Raw genomic sequence first — 18,327 nt, 5'->3', positions numbered from 1 at the left:
GGTCTTTTTTCTCAGCGCGTTGCGCGATACCAGGCGATGCCATCGGCATCGATGCTGCGCTCCACCTGCCCTGCATGCATCAGGTGGTTGAGGCAGGCCAGGCTCTCGCCCGTGGCCATGCCCAGCAGGGCGGGGCTGGATTCGCTGATGGGGCGTGAGAACAGGGCGCCGAAGACATCGACGGCGCGACGCGGTTCGGCCAGTGCGGCCAGCAAGCGGGCGTTGGCGCGTTCCTGGCCTGCGGCCAGTGAATCGATGCGTGCATGCAGGCCGCGAAAGCAATCGCCATGCGCGGGCAGGACGAGCACATCGTCGGGCACTTCGCGCCTGACCTTTTCCAGAGAATCCATCCAGTCGGCCATGGGGTTGGCGTCTGGCTCCATGGCATGGACCGAGACGTTGGACGAGATGCGCGGCAGTACCTGGTCGCCCGAGATCAACAGCTTGAGATCGGGGCAGTAGAGGCTGGCGTGCTCGGGCGAGTGGCCGCTGCCGACCACCACGCGCCACAGGTGCTTTCCTATGCGCAGTTCCTCTCCGTCGTGCAGGCGGCGGTAGCTGTCGGGAAGGGCGTGGATGTGCTTGCCGAAATTGCCGAAGCGGGCGCGGTAGGACTCCAGCGCGCTGTCACTCCAGCCTGCGCGGCGGTAGAAGGCGATGGCGTCGGGCGGCGCCTCGCGGCTGCAGTCCGAGACCACGACGCGGCAGTTCAGATATTCCAGGCGCGTCATGTACAGCGGCACATGGAACTTGCGCGTCAGCCAGCCGGCCAGGCCCACATGGTCGGGGTGCATGTGGGTGACCAGCACGCGCGTCAGCGAGCGGCCATCGGTGGATTGGGAGAACAGCGCGCGCCAGGTGGCCACGCCTTCGTCGGTGCGCGCACCGGTATCGACGATGGCCCAGCCCTCGCCGTCATCGATGGCCCAGAGATTGATGTGATCCAGCGCATAGGGCAGGGGCATGCGTATCCAGAGCACGCCGGGTGCGACCTCCAGCGTCTGCCCGCGCTGCGGTGGCGCCTCGAACGGGTAGTCGAGCACCGGCTTGGGCGGCGCATCCGTGGCGTGCGAGGCGTTCGGGGCTTGGGCTTTCTGGTCCATGGGGTTCCTTGTTCAGTCGCGGGGGTGGCCGGGTGCTCCCCGGCTGGCAGCGCATCCCCGCAACGATACGCCTGCCGCTGCTGCCTTGCTGTCACGGGCTCGTCACAGGTCGCTCCTACAGTGCACGGGTCAATCAACAGGGGGAGGGCGCGGCCGTGCTGCGGGGTCCCCTGCCTACAGAGGGATATCCGCATGAAATTGAAGATGTTGTGCAGCGCGCTGGCTGGTGCCTCGCTGCTGTTGAGCGCCTGTGGCGGCAGCGACGGTTCGTCCGCAGCCGCTCCGACCAAGAACGTGCTGTTCTTCCTGGGTGACGGCATGGGCATCACCACCATGACCGCCGCGCGCATCTACAGCGTGGGCGAAGACGGTGAGCTGACCATGGACAAGCTGCCCGAGACGGCCTTCGTCCACACCTTCTCGAACGACGCCCAGGTGACGGACAGCGCGCCCTCGATGGCCGCCTACATGACCGGCGTGAAGATGAACAACGAAGTCATCTCCATGACGCCCGACACCAAGGCCACGGACGCTGCGGGCAAGGCCTATCACACCAACTACGACAGCACCTGCCCCAGCGGCAACGGTCAGGCCGTTCCCACGCTGCTCGAGCAGATGAAGTCCGCCGGCTACGGCACGGGCGTGGTCTCCACCGCGCGCATCACGCATGCCACGCCGGCAACCACCTACTCGCACGTCTGCCACCGCGATGCGGAGAACACCATCGCCGCGGCCCTGGTGCCCGGCGGCTCCGGCTACAACAGCAAGCTCGGTGACGGCGTGGACGTGATCCTGGGTGGCGGCTCCTACTACTTCACGCCCAAGGCCGACGGCGGCCGCCGCAACGACAGCCGCAACCTGATCGCCGAGTTCAAGACGCAGAAGTACAGCTACGCCGCCAACAAGAGCGAGTTCGACAAGCTGCCCGTGGACGGCAGCAAGATCGCCGGCCTGTTCACCAAGGACCACATGGCCTATGACCTGGACCGCGATGCGACCAAGGAACCGAGCCTGGCCGAGATGACGGGCAAGGCCATCGACGCACTGTCAGCCAAGAAGAAGGGCTTCTTCCTGATGGTGGAAGGCGGCCGCATCGACCATGCGCTGCACGCCACCAACGCGCGCCGCGCGCTGCAGGACACCGTGGCCTTCGACAACGCCATCCAGACCGCGCTGGACAAGATGGCCAAGCTCGATCCGGGCCTGAAGAACACGCTGATCGTCGTCACCGCCGACCATGACCACACGCTGCACCTGAACGGCTATGCCGCGCGCACCGGCAAGACCGAGGCCGGCAAGCCCGGCGTGCTGGGCCTGGTCAAGAACTACGTGGACGGCAAGGCCTCCACCGATGTGGACGGCAATCCCTACACCATCCTGGGCTTCGGCAACGGTCCCAAGCGCCTGGCCACGCGGGGTCCCATCGACGCAGCCTCGCTGGAGAGCCCCGACTACCTGCAGGAGGCCGTGGTGCCCCTGGCCTCCGAAACCCACGGCGGCGGCGACGTGTTCCTGGGCGCGCAAGGCATGGGTGCCGATACGTTCTCGGGCGTGATCGACAACACGGCCGTGTTCAACCTGATCAAGAAGAGCATCGGCTTGCAATGAAACACCCCCTGAGCGACTGCGTCGCTTCCCCCTCTCTCGCTTCGCGGGAGGGGGACGACGCCCTCGCTGCGGGGCGGCCCTTGCTCGGCGTCCGCCGCCTGGGCCACGCCGGTTTCATGCGGTCCTAGCACGCTGTACGACCAGGGTCTTGTACCGCAATCAAGGCATTCAAAGTATTCAAGGAATTCCACATGCATCCGATCCTCCAAAAGACCTCCCTCGCCCTGGCTGCGGCCGGCGCGCTGGCGCTGCTGGCTCCCGCCGCCCATGCGGCTGGCGAGGCCAAGAACGTCATCTTCTTCCTCGGCGACGGCATGGGCCCGGTCACCGTGACCGCCGCGCGCATCTACAAGGGTGAGAAGCAGCTGGCTGCCAATCCCACGGCACTGACCAGCAGCGAGCGCGCCACGCTGACCATGCAGTCCCTGCCTTACGCCAGCCGCGTCAAGACCTTCTCGCGCGATGGCCAGACCACGGACAGCGCGCCTTCGATGGCGGCCTACATGACCGGCGTGAAGATGAACAACGAAGTCATCTCCATGTCGGCCGAGACCCTGGCCTATGCGGCCAACGGCCAGCAGTACATCAACGGCGAGGACACCACCTGCCCGGCCGGCAACGGCCAGCCCGCGCAGACCCTGCTGGAACTGTCCAAGGCCAAGGGCCGTGCCGTGGGCGCCATCTCCACCACGCGCGTGGGCCATGCGACGCCTGCGGCCACCTACGCCCACATCTGCAACCGCAATGGCTACAACAGCATTGCCGAGCAGTCCGTGCCCGGCCATGCCAACTACAACGCCAAGCTGGGCGACGGCATCGACGTGCTCATGGGCGGCGGCCAGCGCAACTACCTGCCCAAGTCGGTCAACCCCAGCAGCAAGCGCACGGACACGGCCAACCTCGTGGACATGATGAAGGCCAAGGGCTACGCCTATGTCGCCAAGGGCAGCGAGCTGGCGGCCCTGGACGCGACCAAGGCCCCCAAGCTGCTGGGCCTGTTCACGCAAAGCGAAATGGCCTACGAGCTGGACCGCGTCAAGCAAAAGCTGGACGAGCCCAGCCTGGCCGACATGACCGGCAAGGCGCTGGACGTGCTCAGCCGCAATGACAAGGGCTTCTTCCTGATGGTGGAAGGCGGCCGCATCGACCACGCACTGCACGGCACCAATGCCAAGCGCGCGCTGGAAGACACGCTGGCCTTCGACCGCGCCATCGAGACCGCCATGGCCTACATGGAAAAGAAGGACCCGGGCCTGAAGAACACGCTGATCGTCGTCACGGCCGATCACGACCACAACATGGTGTTCAACGGCTACTCCAAGATCGGCAACCCGATCCTGGGCAAGGTGCAGGACTACCAGACCGGCCAGATGGCCAAGGCCCAGGACGGCAAGCCCTACACCACGCTGGCCTTCGGCAACGGCGGACGTCCTAACGCCACGGCCTCCAGCCAGGTCAATGCCGAAGATGGCAACAAACCCTGGATCGCTCCCACGCGCGGCGCCTCGCGCGACGACGTGACGGCCGTGGACACCACGGACGACAACTACCTGCAGGAAGTCGGCCTGAACCTGGGCACGCCGGGCTCCGAGACCCATGGCGGCGGCGACGTGATGCTGTTCGCCGGCGGCGCGGGCGCCAAGATCTTCAAGGGCACGATGGACAACACCAAGGTGTTCTCCAAGGTCCGCGAAGCCGCTGGACTGTAATTGTTTCTTCCTTCGTTGGCTGCTTGCCAACCCCTGGCCGGAGCCGTGGCACATGCGTGTGCCCGGCCCCGGTTTTTTCGCATTGGCTGGATTCCATGACGCTTTCCCTTCCGGCGCCGCGCGCGGCGCGCCACATCTACGCGGCCGCGCTGCTGGCCTGTTCCGTCTCCGCAGCATGGGCCGCCGAGCCGGCCAAGGCGGCGGCATCCGCACCCACGGCCGCAGTCCCTGCGGATTCCGTGGCGCGCACCACGGCCGCCGTACAGGCCACGCCCGAAGCCGACCTGCGCATCACCTACGAAGCCATGAGCGTGGGCAGCGACGGCGTGCAGCGCAGCAGCGTCTATACCAACCGCGTCTACCGCCGCAAGGCCCAGCTGTGGATAGAGCGCGAAATGCCCGCCGCCCTGCGCCAGAGCCAGGACCACGGCCATGACCACGCCCATGGCCCGCACGCCGGCCACGCCCATGACGAAGCCCGCGCCGCACCCCTGTCCATCCGCCGCGCCGATGACGGCAAGGTCGGCGTGGAAGTCATCCTGGCCAAGCTGCGCCGCGTCATCAGCGTGGACCTGGCCCACCACGGCAACGTCGGCTACGGCGGCTCCTTCGACAACGTGTACTGGATCGTGCCTCCCACCGCGCTGCAGGGCATGGAGCGCGTGGGCAAGCCACACAACGGCGTGCAGCGCTACCGCGGCACGGCAGGCGAACAGACCACCGTCATCGACTGGGACGTGGCCAACCAGTTCGCCCGCCGCGTGGAACGCAGCGACTCCCACGGCACCGAGCGCATCGTCGTCACCGCCACCAAGCTGCCCGCCCCGCTGGCCCAGCCCTGGAAGACCATCGAAGGCTATGACAAGGGCGACTACTCCGATCTGCTGGATTGAAATGATTACCCCCTGAGTCGCTTCGCGCCTTCCCCGTTGCACGGCGCCCTCGGTGCGGGGCGGCGCGGCCGGCTCAGGCCCTTCCTCGGTGTCCCTGAGTTGGGCCGCGCTCGTTCGTGCGATGTGGGCGGTGCTTAGCAATAGGTCGGTGCTCCAATGAAAAAGAGCTGCACGCAGCAGCTCTTTTATACGGAAACGAAGGTCAGACTTGCGCCCCGGAGTCCTTGACGACCTTGCTCCACTTGGCGGACTCGGCCTTGATATAGGTGAGGAACTCGGCCGGCGTGTCGATCACGACATCACCGCCTTGGTCGTTGATCTTCTTGACCACGGCCGGGTCCTTGAGCACCTTGGCAATGGCCGTGTACAGGCGCTGCTGCACGGCGGCGGGCGTCTTGGCCTGAGTCCAGAGGCCGAACCACGAAGTGGCCTCGTAGCCGGGCACACCGGCTTCGGCCACGGTGGGCACATCGGGCAGTTCGGGCGAGCGCTTGGCGGTGGTCACGGCGATGGGACGCAGCTTGCCCGAGCGCACATGCTGGATGGCCGAGGGCATGTTGTCGAACATGATGGCTATCTGGTTGCCCAGCAGGTCGGTGATGGCCGGGGCGCTGCCCTTGTAGGGCACGTGCACCATGTCCAGGCCCGTCATGGAGCGGAACAGCTCGCCCGACAGGTGGATGGAGCTGCCGCTGCCCGAGGAGCCGTAGTTCAGCTTGCCGGGATTGGCGCGCGCGTAGGCGATCATTTCCTTGACGGTCTTGAACGGCTGGCTGGGGTGGGCCACCAGCAGGTTGGGCACGTTGGCCACGCGCGTCAGGGGCGAGAAGTCCTTGATGGGGTCGAAGCCGGGCTTGGCGTAGAGCGCGGCATTGATGGCATGCGTGCCCACGGTGCCCATGAACAGCGTGTAGCCGTCGGCCGGTGCACGCGCGGCGGCCACGGCGCCGATGTTGCCGCCCGCGCCGGGCTTGTTGTCCACGATCACGGTCTGGCCCAGTTCCTGCTGCAGCGCCTGGGCGACGATACGCGCCAGGATGTCGGTGGTGCCGCCAGCGGCGAAGGGCACGAGGATGGTGATGGGCTTGCTGGGGAAGCCGTCCTGGGCCAGGGCGGCGGTGCCGGACAGGGCGCCGAGGGCGGTCAGGGATGCGGCGGCCAGCGCCTGCAGGCCACGGCGGCGGGTGAAGTGGGTGGTTTGATCGGACATCGAGAGGTCTCCTGATTCGGCAATAAGGTGGATGGCCGGGCCCGGCAACGCCGGTCTGGGCCAGGGCAAGGCCCTGTGTGGCGCCCGCCTGTGCAGGCGGGCGCTTCCAGTGGTTCTTCTTGAAGGGTGTTGTGCCTGGGAAGGCGTTCGGTCAGATGGTCGGTCCGACGTTCGGTCAGACGGGCGCCACGCCCAGCGTGGTGCCGCCGCAGATGTAGAGCACCTGGCCGGTGACGAAGCCGTTGTCGGGCGACAGGAAGAACAGCGCGGCACGGGCCACGTCTTCCGGTGTGCCCATGCGGCCCACGGCAATGCTGTTGAGGATGCGCTGGGTCTGCGGCGCGCCCTCGGGGTTGCTCTTGGTGAACAGCTCGGTGGCGATGGGGCCGGGGCCCAGGGCGTTGACCGTGATGCGGTCGCGGCCCAGTTCCATGGCCAGGGTGCGCGTCAGGCCGATCAGGCCGGCCTTGGTCGCCGAGTAGACGATGCGGTCAGGCTTGCCCAGCGCGGCGCGCGAGGACATGTTCACGATGCGCCCCTCGCCGCAGGCACGCAGTGTGGGCAGGAAGGCCTGGACCAGCAGCATGGGCGCGCGCAGGTGCAGTCCCACCACGTCGTCGAGATGCTGGGTGCTGGCGTTGTCGATGGTGCCGGGGCGCGTGGCGCCCGCGTTGTTGACCAGGGCCACCACGTTGTGCGCGGCGGCAATGCGGGCTGCCGCCTCGGCGGTGGCCTGCTCGCTGGTCAGGTCGGCCTGGTAGCTCACCAGCAGCGGATGGCTCCAATCGGGCAGCACGTAGTCGAGGTTGACCACGGCGCGGCCCTGGGCCAGCAGGGCCTCGGCGATGGCACGGCCGATGCCGTTGCTGGCGCCGCTGACCACGGTGACGGGTGTCTTGTTATCCACGGTGCTCATCGCAGTCTCAGACCTTTTCCAGGATCACGGCAATGCCCTGGCCCACGCCGATGCACATGGTGCACAGCGCGTAGCGGCCGCCCAGCGTGTGCAGCTGGTTCACGGCGGTGGTGGCCAGGCGCGCGCCCGATGCACCCAGCGGATGGCCCAGCGCAATGGCGCCGCCCCATTGGTTGACGCGGCGGTCATCGTCGGCAATGCCCAGATCGCGCAGCACGGCCAGGCCCTGCGCGGCGAAGGCTTCGTTCAGCTCGATCACGTCCATCTGCTCCAGCGTCAGGCCGGTCAGGGCCAGCACCTTGCGCACGGCGGGCGCCGGGCCGAAGCCCATGATGCGCGGGGCCACGCCGGCCACGGCCATGCCGACCACGCGGGCGCGGGGCACCAGGTTGTATTGCTGGGCGGCTTCCTCGTTGGCCAGCAGCAGGGCGCAGGCGCCGTCGTTCACGCCGCTGGCATTGCCGGCCGTCACCGTGCCATCCGAGCGCACCACGCCCTTGAGCTTGGCCAGCGCCTCGATGGTGGTGGCGCGCGGATGTTCGTCCTGGCTCACCACGATGGCGTCGCCCTTCTTCTGGGCAATGGACACGGACACGATTTCCTTGGCCAGGTAGCCGGCCGCGATGGCGGCGGCGGCCTTTTGCTGGCTGGCCAGGGCCATGCGGTCCTGGGCTTCGCGCTCGATCTTGAAGTCGTCGGCCACGTTCTCTGCCGTCTCGGGCATGGAGTCCACGCCGTACTGCTGCTTCATCAGCTTGTTGACGAAGCGCCAGCCGATGGTGGTGTCGTACACGGCGTTGCTGCGGCTGAAGGCGCTTTCTGCCTTGGGCATGACGAAGGGCGCACGGCTCATGCTTTCCACGCCGCCCGCGATCATCAGGCGGGCCTCGCCCGCCTTGATGGCGCGCGCGGCCGTGCCCACGGCGTCCAGGCCCGAACCGCACAGGCGGTTGATGGTGGCGCCCGGCACATCGATGGGCAGGCCGGCCAGCAGGGCGGACATGCGCGCCACGTTGCGGTTGTCTTCGCCGGCCTGGTTGGCGCAGCCGTAAAGCACGTCGGCCACGGCCGTCCAGTCCACGCCGGGGTTGCGCTCCATCAGCGCCTTGATCGGCACGGCGCCGAGGTCATCGGCACGCACCGGGGACAGGGCGCCACCGTAGCGGCCGAAGGGGGTGCGGATGGCGTCGCAGATGAAGGCCTGGTTGGACTGGCTCATGGTGTCTCCTGGGAAAAGAATGAAGAGGTGCCTGGGTGCGCCGCAGCGCACCCACTGGATGGGGAGCTGAGGGATCAGGCCGTGGCCGTCGCGTCCTTGATGGGCAGGCCCACGATGGACTGCAGCTCGGCGTGCGAGAGGCCGGGCACGGTGTCGATCAGGCGCAGGCCCTCGGGCGTGCATTCCAGCGTGCACAGGTCGGTGTAGATGCGCTTGACGCAGGACAGGCCCGTGAGCGGATAGCTGCAGGCCTCGACGACCTTGCATTCGCCGGTCTTGGTCAGCAGGTCCATCATCACCCAGGTCTGGCGTGCACCCACGGCCAGGTCCATGGCGCCGCCCACGGCGGGAATGGCACCGGCCTCGCCCGTGCTCCAGTTGGCCAGGTCGCCCGTGGCCGAGACCTGGAAGGCGCCCAGCACGCAGATGTCCAGGTGGCCGCCGCGCATCATGGCGAAGCTGTCGGCATGGTGGAAGTAGCAGCCGCCCGGCAGCAGGGTGACGGGCTGCTTGCCCGCATTGGTCAGGTCATAGTCCTCCTGGCCTTCGGCGGGCGCCGGGCCCATGCCCAGGATGCCGTTCTCGCTTTGCAGGATGACCTCGCGGCCGGCCGGGATGTGGTTGGCGACCTGGGTGGGCATGCCGATGCCCAGGTTGACATAGGCGCCGTCGAAGATGTCTTCGGCCACGCGCCGGGCCAGCTCTTGCTTGCTGCGTTTCTGGTAGCTGCTCATGCTCTTGCTTTCGGCGGTTGGGGCGCTCATGCGGTTTTCTTGAAGCCGCCGGCCTGGGTGGCCACGCGGTCGATCTTCACGATCTGGCTCACGTAGATGCCGGGCGTGACCACGGCCTCGGGGTCCAGCGCGCCCAGCTCCACGATCTCGTGCACGGTGGCGATCGTGTGCTTGGCCGCCGTGGCCATCACGGGTCCGAAGTTGCGGGCCGACATGCGGTAGGTCAGGTTGCCCCAGCGGTCGCCCTTCTCGGCCTTGACCAGTGCCACGTCGCCGTGGATGGGATGCTCCAGCACATAGTGCTTGCCGTTGATCTCGCGCGTTTCCTTGCCGTTGGCCAGCTCCGTGCCATAGGCCGTGGGGCAGAAGAAGCCGCCGATGCCGGCGCCGGCAGCGCGCAGGCGCTCGGCCAGGTTGCCCTGGGGCACGAGTTCCAGCTCGATCTTGCCGCTGCGGTACAGGTCGTCGAACACCCAGCTGTCCACCTGGCGGGGGAAGCTGCAGATGATCTTGCGCACCTGGCCGCTCTTGAGCAGGGCCGCCAGCCCCTGGTCTCCGTTGCCCGCGTTGTTGTTGACCACGGTCAGCTCGCGTGCGCCCTGGGCGATCAGGCCGTCGATGAGTTCGGTGGGATTGCCCGAGGTGCCGAAGCCCCCGATCAGCACGGTGGAGCCGTCCTGGACGCCCGACAACGCCTCGGCGATGGTGTCGGTGATTTTGTTGATCACTTGCTTGTCTCCGGTATGCAGGCCGCTGGCGCTGCGCTAAAATGTTCGTATGTAGAACAAAAGTTCGCAGAAAGAATTATAGAGCCATGGAAAAAAATGCCGCTTCCGTAATTTCCACAGGTGGGGTTGAAGAAGAGGGCGGCACGCCGCGCCCCGGCGACAGCTATGTGCAGTCCTTCGCGCGCGGCCTGGGCGTGATCCGCTCGTTCAGTGCCGAGGCGCCCGCGCAGACGCTCAGCGAGGTGGCGTCGCGCACGGGGCTCACGCGCGCCGGGGCCCGGCGCATCCTGCTGACGCTGCAGACGCTGGGCTATGTGAAGAGCGACGGCAAGCTGTTCCAGCTCACGCCGCGCATCATGGAACTGGGCTTTGCCTACCTCAGCTCCACCCCGGTCTGGAACCTGGCCGAGCCCGTGATGGAAAACCTGGTCGACGAGGTCAAGGAGTCCTGCTCGGCCGCCGTGCTCGATGGCGGCGACATCGTCTATGTGCTGCGCGTGCACACCCACAAGATCATGAGCACCAACCTCGGCGTTGGCTCACGCCTGCCGGCCTGCTGGACCTCGATGGGGCGCGTGCTGCTGGCCGGCGAGAGCGATGAATCCCTGCAGGCCCTGCTGGATGCGCGCGAGCGCCGGCAGTTCACGGCCCTGACCGAGCAGGATGATGACCGCCTGCGCCAGCGCATTCTGGAGGTGCGCGCCCAGGGCTGGGCCCTGGTGGATCAGGAACTGGCCGAAGGCCTGATCTCCATCGCGGCGCCCGTGAAGAACGCGGCCGGGCGCACCGTGGCTGCGCTCAACATCAGCGGCCAGGCCAACCGCAACAGCGCCGAGATGATGCGCGGGCAACTGCTGCCCCGGCTGCTGGCTGCCACGCAGCTGGTGAGCCAGCTGCTGCGGGCCTCATCGCGGCTTTCCCTGTAGGGCGGCGGGCGGCGCGGCGCTCCATAATTGCCGATCCACGCCCCGCACTCGCACCATGGCCCGCCTGCCCCGACTCACCCTTGCGGATCTGCCGCACCACATCATCCAGCTCGGCAACAACGGCGGGGACATCTTCATCGATGCCCAGGACCGGGAAACCATGCTGGGGCTGCTGCGCGAGATGGCGCGCAGCTGCGAGTTGGCCGTGCATGCCTACGTGCTGCTGCCCAGCCAGTTCCACCTGCTGGCCACGCCCCGCACCGGCGATGGCCTGCCCAAGTTCATGCAGGCCGTGGGCCGGCGCTATGTGCGCTACTTCAACGACCGCCACGGCCGCAGCGGCACGCTGTGGGAAGGCCGCTATCGCGGCACGGTGCTGCAGCCCAGCTGGCTGCTGCCCACCATGGTCTTCATGGACGACAGCCCCGTGCGCGCCGGCTTGGTCCAGCGGCCGGCCGACTGGCCCTGGTCCAGCTACGCGCACAACGCCGGCCTGCGCAGCGACGCGCTGATCCAGCCGCATGCCGTGTTCTGGGAGCTGGGCAACACCCCGTTTGCGCGGGATGCGGCCTATGTGGAAGCCGTGGAAGAGGGGGTTGGCGCCGACGACGCCGAACGCATCAGCCAGTCGGCGCTGCGGGGTTGGGCGCTGGGCGATGAGCAATTCATTGCCGATTTACAACAGCGCACCGAGCGCCGTGTGACCCGCCAACGTGCCGGTCGTCCGCCCGGACGGACCAATGAGCGCACCACAACAGTGCGTTAGTACCCACTGATGGCCTGCAAGTGCTTGATTCCTCACTACAGGTCTTTGTGAAATAAATATGTCCCTTATTAATTTCCGATTTTTTTGTTCTGGAATTAATTGGGATCTGACCCTTATATAAATTTATTGCATGAGGTGATGCCTTGCCTTAATCTTGCGTTCCCTGCGAAAAATTTGAGGATTCCGCCATGACGACGGCTGCCGAGATCAAGCATCTCCAAGACCACGGTCTGTACTCCAAGAGCAACGAGCACGACGCCTGCGGCCTCGGCTTTGTTGCACATATCAAGGGCGTCAAGCGCCATGACATCGTCACCGGCGCGCTCAAGATCCTCGAAAACATCGACCATCGCGGCGCCGTGGGCGCCGACAAGCTCATGGGCGATGGCGCGGGCATTCTGATCCAGATTCCCGACCAGCTCTACCGCGAAGAGATGGCAAAGCAGGGCGTGGCCCTGCCGCCGGCGGGCGAGTACGGTGTGGGCATGATCTTCCTGCCGAAGGAACACGCCTCGCGCCTGGCCTGCGAGCAGGAGATGGAACGCGCCATCAAGGCCGAAGGCCAGGTCCTGCTGGGCTGGCGCGATGTGCCCGTGAACCGCGACATGCCCATGTCGCCCACGGTCCAGGAAAAGGAGCCCATCCTGCGCCAGGTCTTCATCGGCCGCGGCGCCGACGTGATCGTGCAGGACGCGCTGGAGCGCAAGCTGTACGTGATCCGCAAGACGGCCAGCGCCGCCATCCAGAATCTCAAGCTCAAGCACAGCAAGGAATACTACGTTCCCAGCATGAGCAGCCGCACCGTGGTCTACAAGGGCCTGCTGCTGGCCGACCAGGTGGGCGTGTACTACAACGACCTGTCCGACGAGCGCTGCGTCTCGGCCATCGGCCTGGTGCACCAGCGCTTTTCCACCAACACCTTCCCCGAGTGGCCGCTGGCCCACCCCTACCGCTACGTGGCCCACAACGGTGAAATCAACACCGTGCGCGGCAACTACAACTGGATGCTGGCGCGCGAAGGCGTGATGGCCTCGCCCGTGCTGGCCGAGGACCTCAAGAAGCTCTATCCCATCAGCTTCGCAGGCCAGTCCGACACGGCAACGTTCGACAACTGCCTGGAACTGCTGACCATGGCCGGCTACCCCATCAGCCAGGCCGTGATGATGATGATTCCCGAGCCCTGGGAGCAGCACGAGTCCATGGACGAGCGCCGCCGCGCCTTCTATGAATACCACGCCGCCATGATGGAGCCCTGGGACGGCCCGGCCTCCATCGTGTTCACCGACGGCCGCCAGATCGGCGCCACGCTGGACCGCAACGGCCTGCGCCCCTCGCGCTACGTGATCACCGATGACGACCTGGTCATCCTGGCTTCCGAGGCCGGCGTGCTGCCCGTGCCCGACAGCTCCATCGTGCGCAAGTGGCGCCTGCAGCCCGGCAAGATGCTGCTGATCGACCTGGAGCAGGGCCGCCTGATCGAGGACGACGAGCTCAAGGCCAACATCGTCAACACCAAGCCCTACAAGCAGTGGATCGAGAACCTGCGCATCAAGCTGGGCAGCGTGGGCGGTGACACCCATGCCGGCCCCGAGGCCGCCAGCCTGCCGCTGCTCGAGCGCCAGCAGGCCTTCGGCTTCACGCAGGAAGACATCAAGTTCCTGCTGGCCCCCATGGCCAAGAACGGCGAGGAAGGCATCGGCTCCATGGGCAACGACAGCCCGCTGGCCGTGCTGTCGGACAAGAACAAGCCGCTGTACAACTACTTCCGCCAGATGTTCGCGCAGGTGACCAACCCGCCGATCGACCCCATCCGCGAAGCCATCGTGATGTCGCTGGTGTCCTTCATCGGACCCAAGCCCAACCTGCTGGACATCAACCAGGTCAACCCGCCCATGCGCCTCGAAGTGCACCAGCCCGTGCTGGACTTCGCCGACATGGCCAAGCTGCGCGACATCGAACGCCACACGCAGGGCAAGTTCAAGAGCGCAACGATCGACATCACCTACCCGCTGTCCTGGGGCAAGCAGGGCGTGGAAGCCAAGCTGGCATCGCTGTGCGCGCAGGCCGTGGACGCCATCAAGGGCGGCGCCAACATCCTGATCATCAGCGACCGCCATGTGAGCGCCACCCAGGTGGCCATCCCCGCGCTGCTGGCGCTGTCGGCCATCCACCAGCACCTGGTGCGCGAGGGCCTGCGCACCACGGCCGGCCTGGTCGTGGAAACGGGCACGGCGCGCGAAGTGCACCACTTCGCCGTGCTGGCAGGCTACGGCGCCGAGGCCGTGCATCCCTACCTGGCCATGGAAACCCTGGCCGACATGCACAAGGAGCTGGGCGGCGACCTGTCGGCCGACAAGGCCATCTACAACTACGTCAAGGCCATCGGCAAGGGCCTGTCCAAGATCATGTCCAAGATGGGCGTGTCCACCTACATGTCCTATTGCGGCGCCCAGCTGTTCGAGGTGATCGGCCTGAACAGCGACACCGTGGACAAGTACTTCACCGGCACGGCCAGCCGCGTCGAGGGCATCGGCGTCTTCGAGATCGCCGAGGAAACCATCCGCAACCACCGCGCGGCCTTCGGTGACGATCCCGTGCTGGAGACCATGCTGGACGCCGGCGGCGAATACGCCTGGCGCGCCCGTGGCGAAGAGCACATGTGGTCGCCCGACGCCATCGCCAAGCTGCAGCATTCCACGCGCTCCAACAGCTGGAGCACGTACAAGGAATACGCCCAGCTGATCAACGACCAGAGCAAGCGCCACATGACGCTGCGCGGCCTGTTCGAGTTCAAGTTCGACCCGGCCAAGGCCATTGCACTGGACCAGGTCGAATCGGCCAAGGACATCGTCAAGCGCTTTGCCACGGGCGCCATGTCCCTGGGCTCGATCAGCACCGAGGCCCATGCCACGCTGGCCGTGGCCATGAACCGCATCGGCGGCAAGAGCAACACCGGCGAAGGCGGGGAAGATCCCCAGCGCTACCGCAACGAGCTCAAGGGCATCCCGATCAAGAAGGGCGAGACCCTGGGCTCCATCATCGGCGCCGACAAGGTCGAGGCCGACATCGAGCTGCAGGACGGCGACTCGCTGCGCTCCAGGATCAAGCAGGTGGCATCGGGCCGCTTCGGCGTCACGGCCGAGTATCTGTCGTCCTCGGACCAGGTGCAGATCAAGATGGCCCAGGGCGCCAAGCCCGGCGAAGGCGGCCAGCTGCCCGGCGGCAAGGTGTCCGACTACATCGGCAAGCTGCGCCACTCCGTGCCCGGCGTCGGCCTGATCTCGCCCCCGCCCCACCACGACATCTACTCCATTGAGGATCTGGCCCAGCTGATCCACGACCTGAAGAACGTGGCACCGCACGCCGACATCTCGGTCAAGCTCGTGTCCGAAGTGGGCGTGGGCACCATCGCGGCCGGCGTGGCCAAGTGCAAGAGCGACCACGTGGTGATCGCGGGGCACGACGGCGGCACGGGCGCATCGCCCTGGTCGTCCATCAAGCATGCGGGCTCGCCCTGGGAAATCGGCCTGGCCGAGACCCAGCAGACCCTGGTGCTCAACCGCCTGCGCGGCCGTATCCGCGTTCAGGCCGACGGTCAGATGAAGACCGGCCGCGACGTCGTCATCGGCGCGCTGCTGGGCGCCGACGAGTTCGGCTTCGCCACGGCGCCCCTGGTCGTCGAGGGCTGCATCATGATGCGCAAGTGCCACCTGAACACCTGCCCCGTGGGCGTGGCCACGCAGGACCCGGTGCTGCGCGCCAAGTTCTCGGGCAAGCCCGAGCATGTGGTGAACTACTTCTTCTTCATTGCCGAGGAAGTGCGCCAGATCATGGCCCAGCTGGGCGTGGCCAAGTTCGACGACCTGATCGGCCGTGCCGACCTGCTGGACACCCGCAAGGGCCTGCAGCACTGGAAGGCCCAGGGCCTGGACTTCTCGCGCCTGTTCGCCCAGCCCGAAGTGCCCGCCGACGTGGCGCGCTTCCATGTCGAAAAGCAGGACCACCTGCTGGACAAGGCGCTGGACGTGAAGCTCATCGAGCGTTGCAAGCCCGCCATCGAGAACGGCGAGCGCGTGCGCATCATGGAAGTGGCGCGCAACGTCAACCGCTCCGTGGGCGCCATGCTCTCCGGTGCCGTGACGCGCGTGCATCCCGAAGGCCTGCCGGATGACACCATCCGCATCCACTTCGAGGGAACCGGCGGCCAGTCCTTCGGCGCCTTCCTGTGCAACGGCATCACGCTGAACCTGCGCGGCGATGCCAACGACTACACGGGCAAGGGCCTGTCCGGCGGCCGCGTGGTGGTGCATGCCAGCCATGAATTCCGTGGCGACACGACGACCAACACCATCGTCGGCAACACCGTGATGTTCGGTGCCACCAGCGGCGAGGCCTTCTTCGGCGGCGTGGCCGGCGAGCGTTTCGCGGTGCGCCTGTCGGGCGCCACGGCCGTGGTCGAAGGCGTGGGCGACCACGGCTGCGAATACATGACCGGCGGCACCGTGGTGGTGCTGGGCAAGACGGGCCGCAACTTCGCGGCCGGCATGAGCGGCGGCGTGGCCTATGTGTATGACGAGGATGGCCGCTTCGCCGAGCGCTGCAACAAGGCGTCCGTCTCGCTGGACCAGGTGCTGCCCCACGACGAACACCTGGCCCAGGTCTCGCCCGCCGTCTGGCACCGCCGCGAAACCGACGAACGCCAGCTGCGCGCACTGATCGAGGCGCACAGCCGCTGGACCGGCTCCAAGCGCGCCCGCGACCTGCTGGACAACTGGGCGGCGGCCCGCTCCAAGTTCGTCAAGGTCTTCCCCAGCGAGTACAAGCGTGCCCTGTCCGAGATGTACGAGCGCCAGGTGATGGAAGAGCCCGCCACGCCCGAGGTCGAGGAACACGCCAAGGAAGCCGTGGCCGCCAAATAACAAGGAAGTGAAGGATGCGGGCAGCAGCCCGCATCCATCCCTGCACCCCACACATCAGGACAACGAATCATGGGAAAGACCACCGGCTTCATGGAATATGAGCGCCTTGAGGAGGGCTACGCGCCCGTCGTCGAGCGCGTGAAGCACTACAAGGAATTCGTCATCGGCCTCGATGACAGCCAGGCCAAGATCCAGGGCGCGCGCTGCATGGACTGCGGCACGCCGTTCTGCAACAGCGGCTGCCCGGTCAACAACATCATTCCGGACTTCAACGACCTGGTCTTCCACGGCGGCTGGAAGAGCGCCAGCGCCGTGCTGCACAGCACCAACAACTTCCCCGAGTTCACCGGCCGCATCTGCCCCGCACCCTGCGAGGCCGCCTGCACGCTGAACATCAACGACGACGCCGTGGGCATCAAGTCCATCGAGCACGCCATCATCGACCGTGCCTGGGCCGAAGGCTGGGTCAAGCCCCTGCCCAGCAGCCGCAAGACCGGCAAGAAGGTCGCCGTGGTCGGCGCAGGCCCCGCAGGCCTGGCCGCATCGCAGCAACTGGCGCGCGCCGGCCACGATGTCACGCTGTTCGAGAAGAACGACCGCGTGGGCGGCCTGCTGCGCTACGGCATTCCCGACTTCAAGATGGAGAAGTCGCACATCGACCGCCGCGTCGAGCAGCTCGTAGCCGAAGGCGTCAAGATCCGTACCGGCGTGCTGGTGGCGGGCAAGGACGGCCTGGGCGAAGACTCCAAGGTCACCAACTGGGCCAAGGAAACCGTCAGCCCCGAGCAGCTCATGGCCGAGTTCGACGCCGTGCTGCTGACAGGCGGTGCCGAGCAGTCGCGCGACCTGCCCGTGCCGGGGCGCGAACTCAAGGGCATCCATTTCGCCATGGAGTTCCTGCCGCAGCAAAACAAGGTCAACGCCGGCGACAAGCTCAAGGGCCAGCTGCGGGCCGATGGCAAGCATGTCATCGTCATCGGTGGCGGCGACACCGGCTCCGACTGCGTGGGCACCAGCAACCGCCACGGCGCTGTCAGCGTGACCCAGTTCGAGCTGATGCCCATGCCGCCCGAGCAGGAAAACAAGCCCCTGGTCTGGCCCTACTGGCCGATCAAGCTGCGCACCAGCTCCAGCCACGAGGAAGGCTGCGAGCGCGAGTTCGCCATCGCCACCAAGGAGTTCATCGGCGAGAAGGGCCAGGTCACGGCCGTCAAGACCGTGCGCATCGAAATGAAGGACGGCAAGATGGTCGAAGTACCCGGCAGCGAGCAGGTGCTCAAGGCCGACCTGGTGCTGCTGGCCATGGGCTTCGTCAGCCCCGTGCAGGCCGTGCTCGACGCCTTTGGCGTGGACAAGGACGCACGCGGCAACGCCAAGGCCACCACCGACTTCACGGGCGGCTACGCCACCAGCGTGCCCAAGCTCTTCGCCGCCGGCGACGTGCGCCGCGGCCAGTCCCTGGTCGTCTGGGCCATCCGCGAAGGCCGCCAGGCCGCTCGCTCCATCGATGAATTCTTGATGGGCGCGTCCGACCTGCCGCGTTGAGATGCCAACCCCGGAAGGGGCTTGGCCATAGACAAAGAAAAAGCCCTTGGT

Annotated in this window: 13 protein-coding genes; 7 read left to right on the top strand and 6 right to left on the bottom strand. The window is 66.7% G+C overall.

The genetic code is table 11. The annotated features are described in order from the left end of the window. Window positions 1-11 precede the first annotated feature (11 nt). Entirely contained in the window at window positions 12-1,103 is a 1,092-nt protein-coding gene (locus tag CLV01_RS26445; RefSeq protein ID WP_099732856.1) for an MBL fold metallo-hydrolase, read from the bottom strand. 192 nt (window positions 1,104-1,295) lie between these two features. On the opposite strand from CLV01_RS26445, the gene CLV01_RS26440 reads away from it, so the two are divergent. The 3 genes from CLV01_RS26440 to CLV01_RS26430 all read left to right on the top strand — a co-directional run bounded on the left by CLV01_RS26440 (window position 1,296) and on the right by CLV01_RS26430 (window position 5,313). Then, window positions 1,296-2,711 (top strand): alkaline phosphatase, encoded by a 1,416-nt coding sequence (locus CLV01_RS26440; protein WP_063328267.1) that lies wholly within the window; start codon window positions 1,296-1,298, stop codon window positions 2,709-2,711. A gap of 191 nt (window positions 2,712-2,902) precedes the next feature. Next, the gene (locus CLV01_RS26435; protein WP_099732857.1) at window positions 2,903-4,420 is read left to right on the top strand and encodes an alkaline phosphatase; all 1,518 of its coding nucleotides are present in this window, start codon (window positions 2,903-2,905) and stop codon (window positions 4,418-4,420) included. A 95-nt stretch (window positions 4,421-4,515) separates the two neighbouring features. Next, on the top strand, window positions 4,516-5,313 hold the full coding sequence (locus CLV01_RS26430; protein ID WP_099732858.1) for a hypothetical protein: 798 nt from the start codon (window positions 4,516-4,518) through the stop codon (window positions 5,311-5,313). A 202-nt stretch (window positions 5,314-5,515) separates the two neighbouring features. Here the strand turns inward: CLV01_RS26430 and CLV01_RS26425 are convergent, their stop codons facing one another. From CLV01_RS26425 to CLV01_RS26405, 5 genes are all read right to left on the bottom strand, one after another. Beyond that, entirely contained in the window at window positions 5,516-6,523 is a 1,008-nt protein-coding gene (locus tag CLV01_RS26425; protein ID WP_099732859.1) for a Bug family tripartite tricarboxylate transporter substrate binding protein, read from the bottom strand. Between the two features lie 175 nt (window positions 6,524-6,698). After that, entirely contained in the window at window positions 6,699-7,439 is a 741-nt protein-coding gene (locus CLV01_RS26420; RefSeq protein ID WP_016450985.1) for an SDR family NAD(P)-dependent oxidoreductase, read from the bottom strand. A 7-nt stretch (window positions 7,440-7,446) separates the two neighbouring features. Then, a complete protein-coding gene (pcaF, locus tag CLV01_RS26415; protein ID WP_099732860.1) occupies window positions 7,447-8,658 on the bottom strand; it encodes a 3-oxoadipyl-CoA thiolase in 1,212 nt (403 codons plus the stop codon). A gap of 74 nt (window positions 8,659-8,732) precedes the next feature. Beyond that, window positions 8,733-9,392, bottom strand: coding sequence for a 3-oxoacid CoA-transferase subunit B (locus tag CLV01_RS26410; protein WP_026062883.1), 660 nt, complete (start codon window positions 9,390-9,392; stop codon window positions 8,733-8,735). 26 nt (window positions 9,393-9,418) lie between these two features. Then, the gene (locus tag CLV01_RS26405) at window positions 9,419-10,120 is read right to left on the bottom strand and encodes a 3-oxoacid CoA-transferase subunit A (RefSeq protein ID WP_012207359.1); all 702 of its coding nucleotides are present in this window, start codon (window positions 10,118-10,120) and stop codon (window positions 9,419-9,421) included. An 86-nt stretch (window positions 10,121-10,206) separates the two neighbouring features. On the opposite strand from CLV01_RS26405, the gene CLV01_RS26400 reads away from it, so the two are divergent. From CLV01_RS26400 to CLV01_RS26385, 4 genes are all read left to right on the top strand, one after another. Further along, window positions 10,207-11,046 carry an IclR family transcriptional regulator domain-containing protein gene (locus CLV01_RS26400; protein ID WP_034396993.1) on the top strand — a complete coding sequence of 280 codons (840 nt, stop codon included), beginning with the start codon at window positions 10,207-10,209 and terminating at the stop codon, window positions 11,044-11,046. 55 nt (window positions 11,047-11,101) lie between these two features. After that, window positions 11,102-11,812: a transposase gene (locus CLV01_RS26395; protein ID WP_013800776.1), complete on the top strand. Its 711-nt coding sequence runs from the start codon at window positions 11,102-11,104 to the stop codon at window positions 11,810-11,812. Window positions 11,813-12,000: 188 nt separating this feature from the next. After that, the gene (locus CLV01_RS26390; RefSeq protein ID WP_099732861.1) at window positions 12,001-16,731 is read left to right on the top strand and encodes a glutamate synthase-related protein; all 4,731 of its coding nucleotides are present in this window, start codon (window positions 12,001-12,003) and stop codon (window positions 16,729-16,731) included. 69 nt (window positions 16,732-16,800) lie between these two features. Then, the gene (locus CLV01_RS26385; protein WP_034396989.1) at window positions 16,801-18,276 is read left to right on the top strand and encodes a glutamate synthase subunit beta; all 1,476 of its coding nucleotides are present in this window, start codon (window positions 16,801-16,803) and stop codon (window positions 18,274-18,276) included. Window positions 18,277-18,327 lie beyond the last annotated feature (51 nt).

The sequence above is a fragment of the Delftia sp. 60 genome, from assembly GCF_002754395.1.
GTDB classification, from domain to species: Bacteria; Pseudomonadota; Gammaproteobacteria; order Burkholderiales; family Burkholderiaceae_C; genus Comamonas; species Comamonas acidovorans.
Note: the sequence above shows the minus strand (reverse complement) of the source record. Positions and strands in the feature narration are given on the sequence as shown.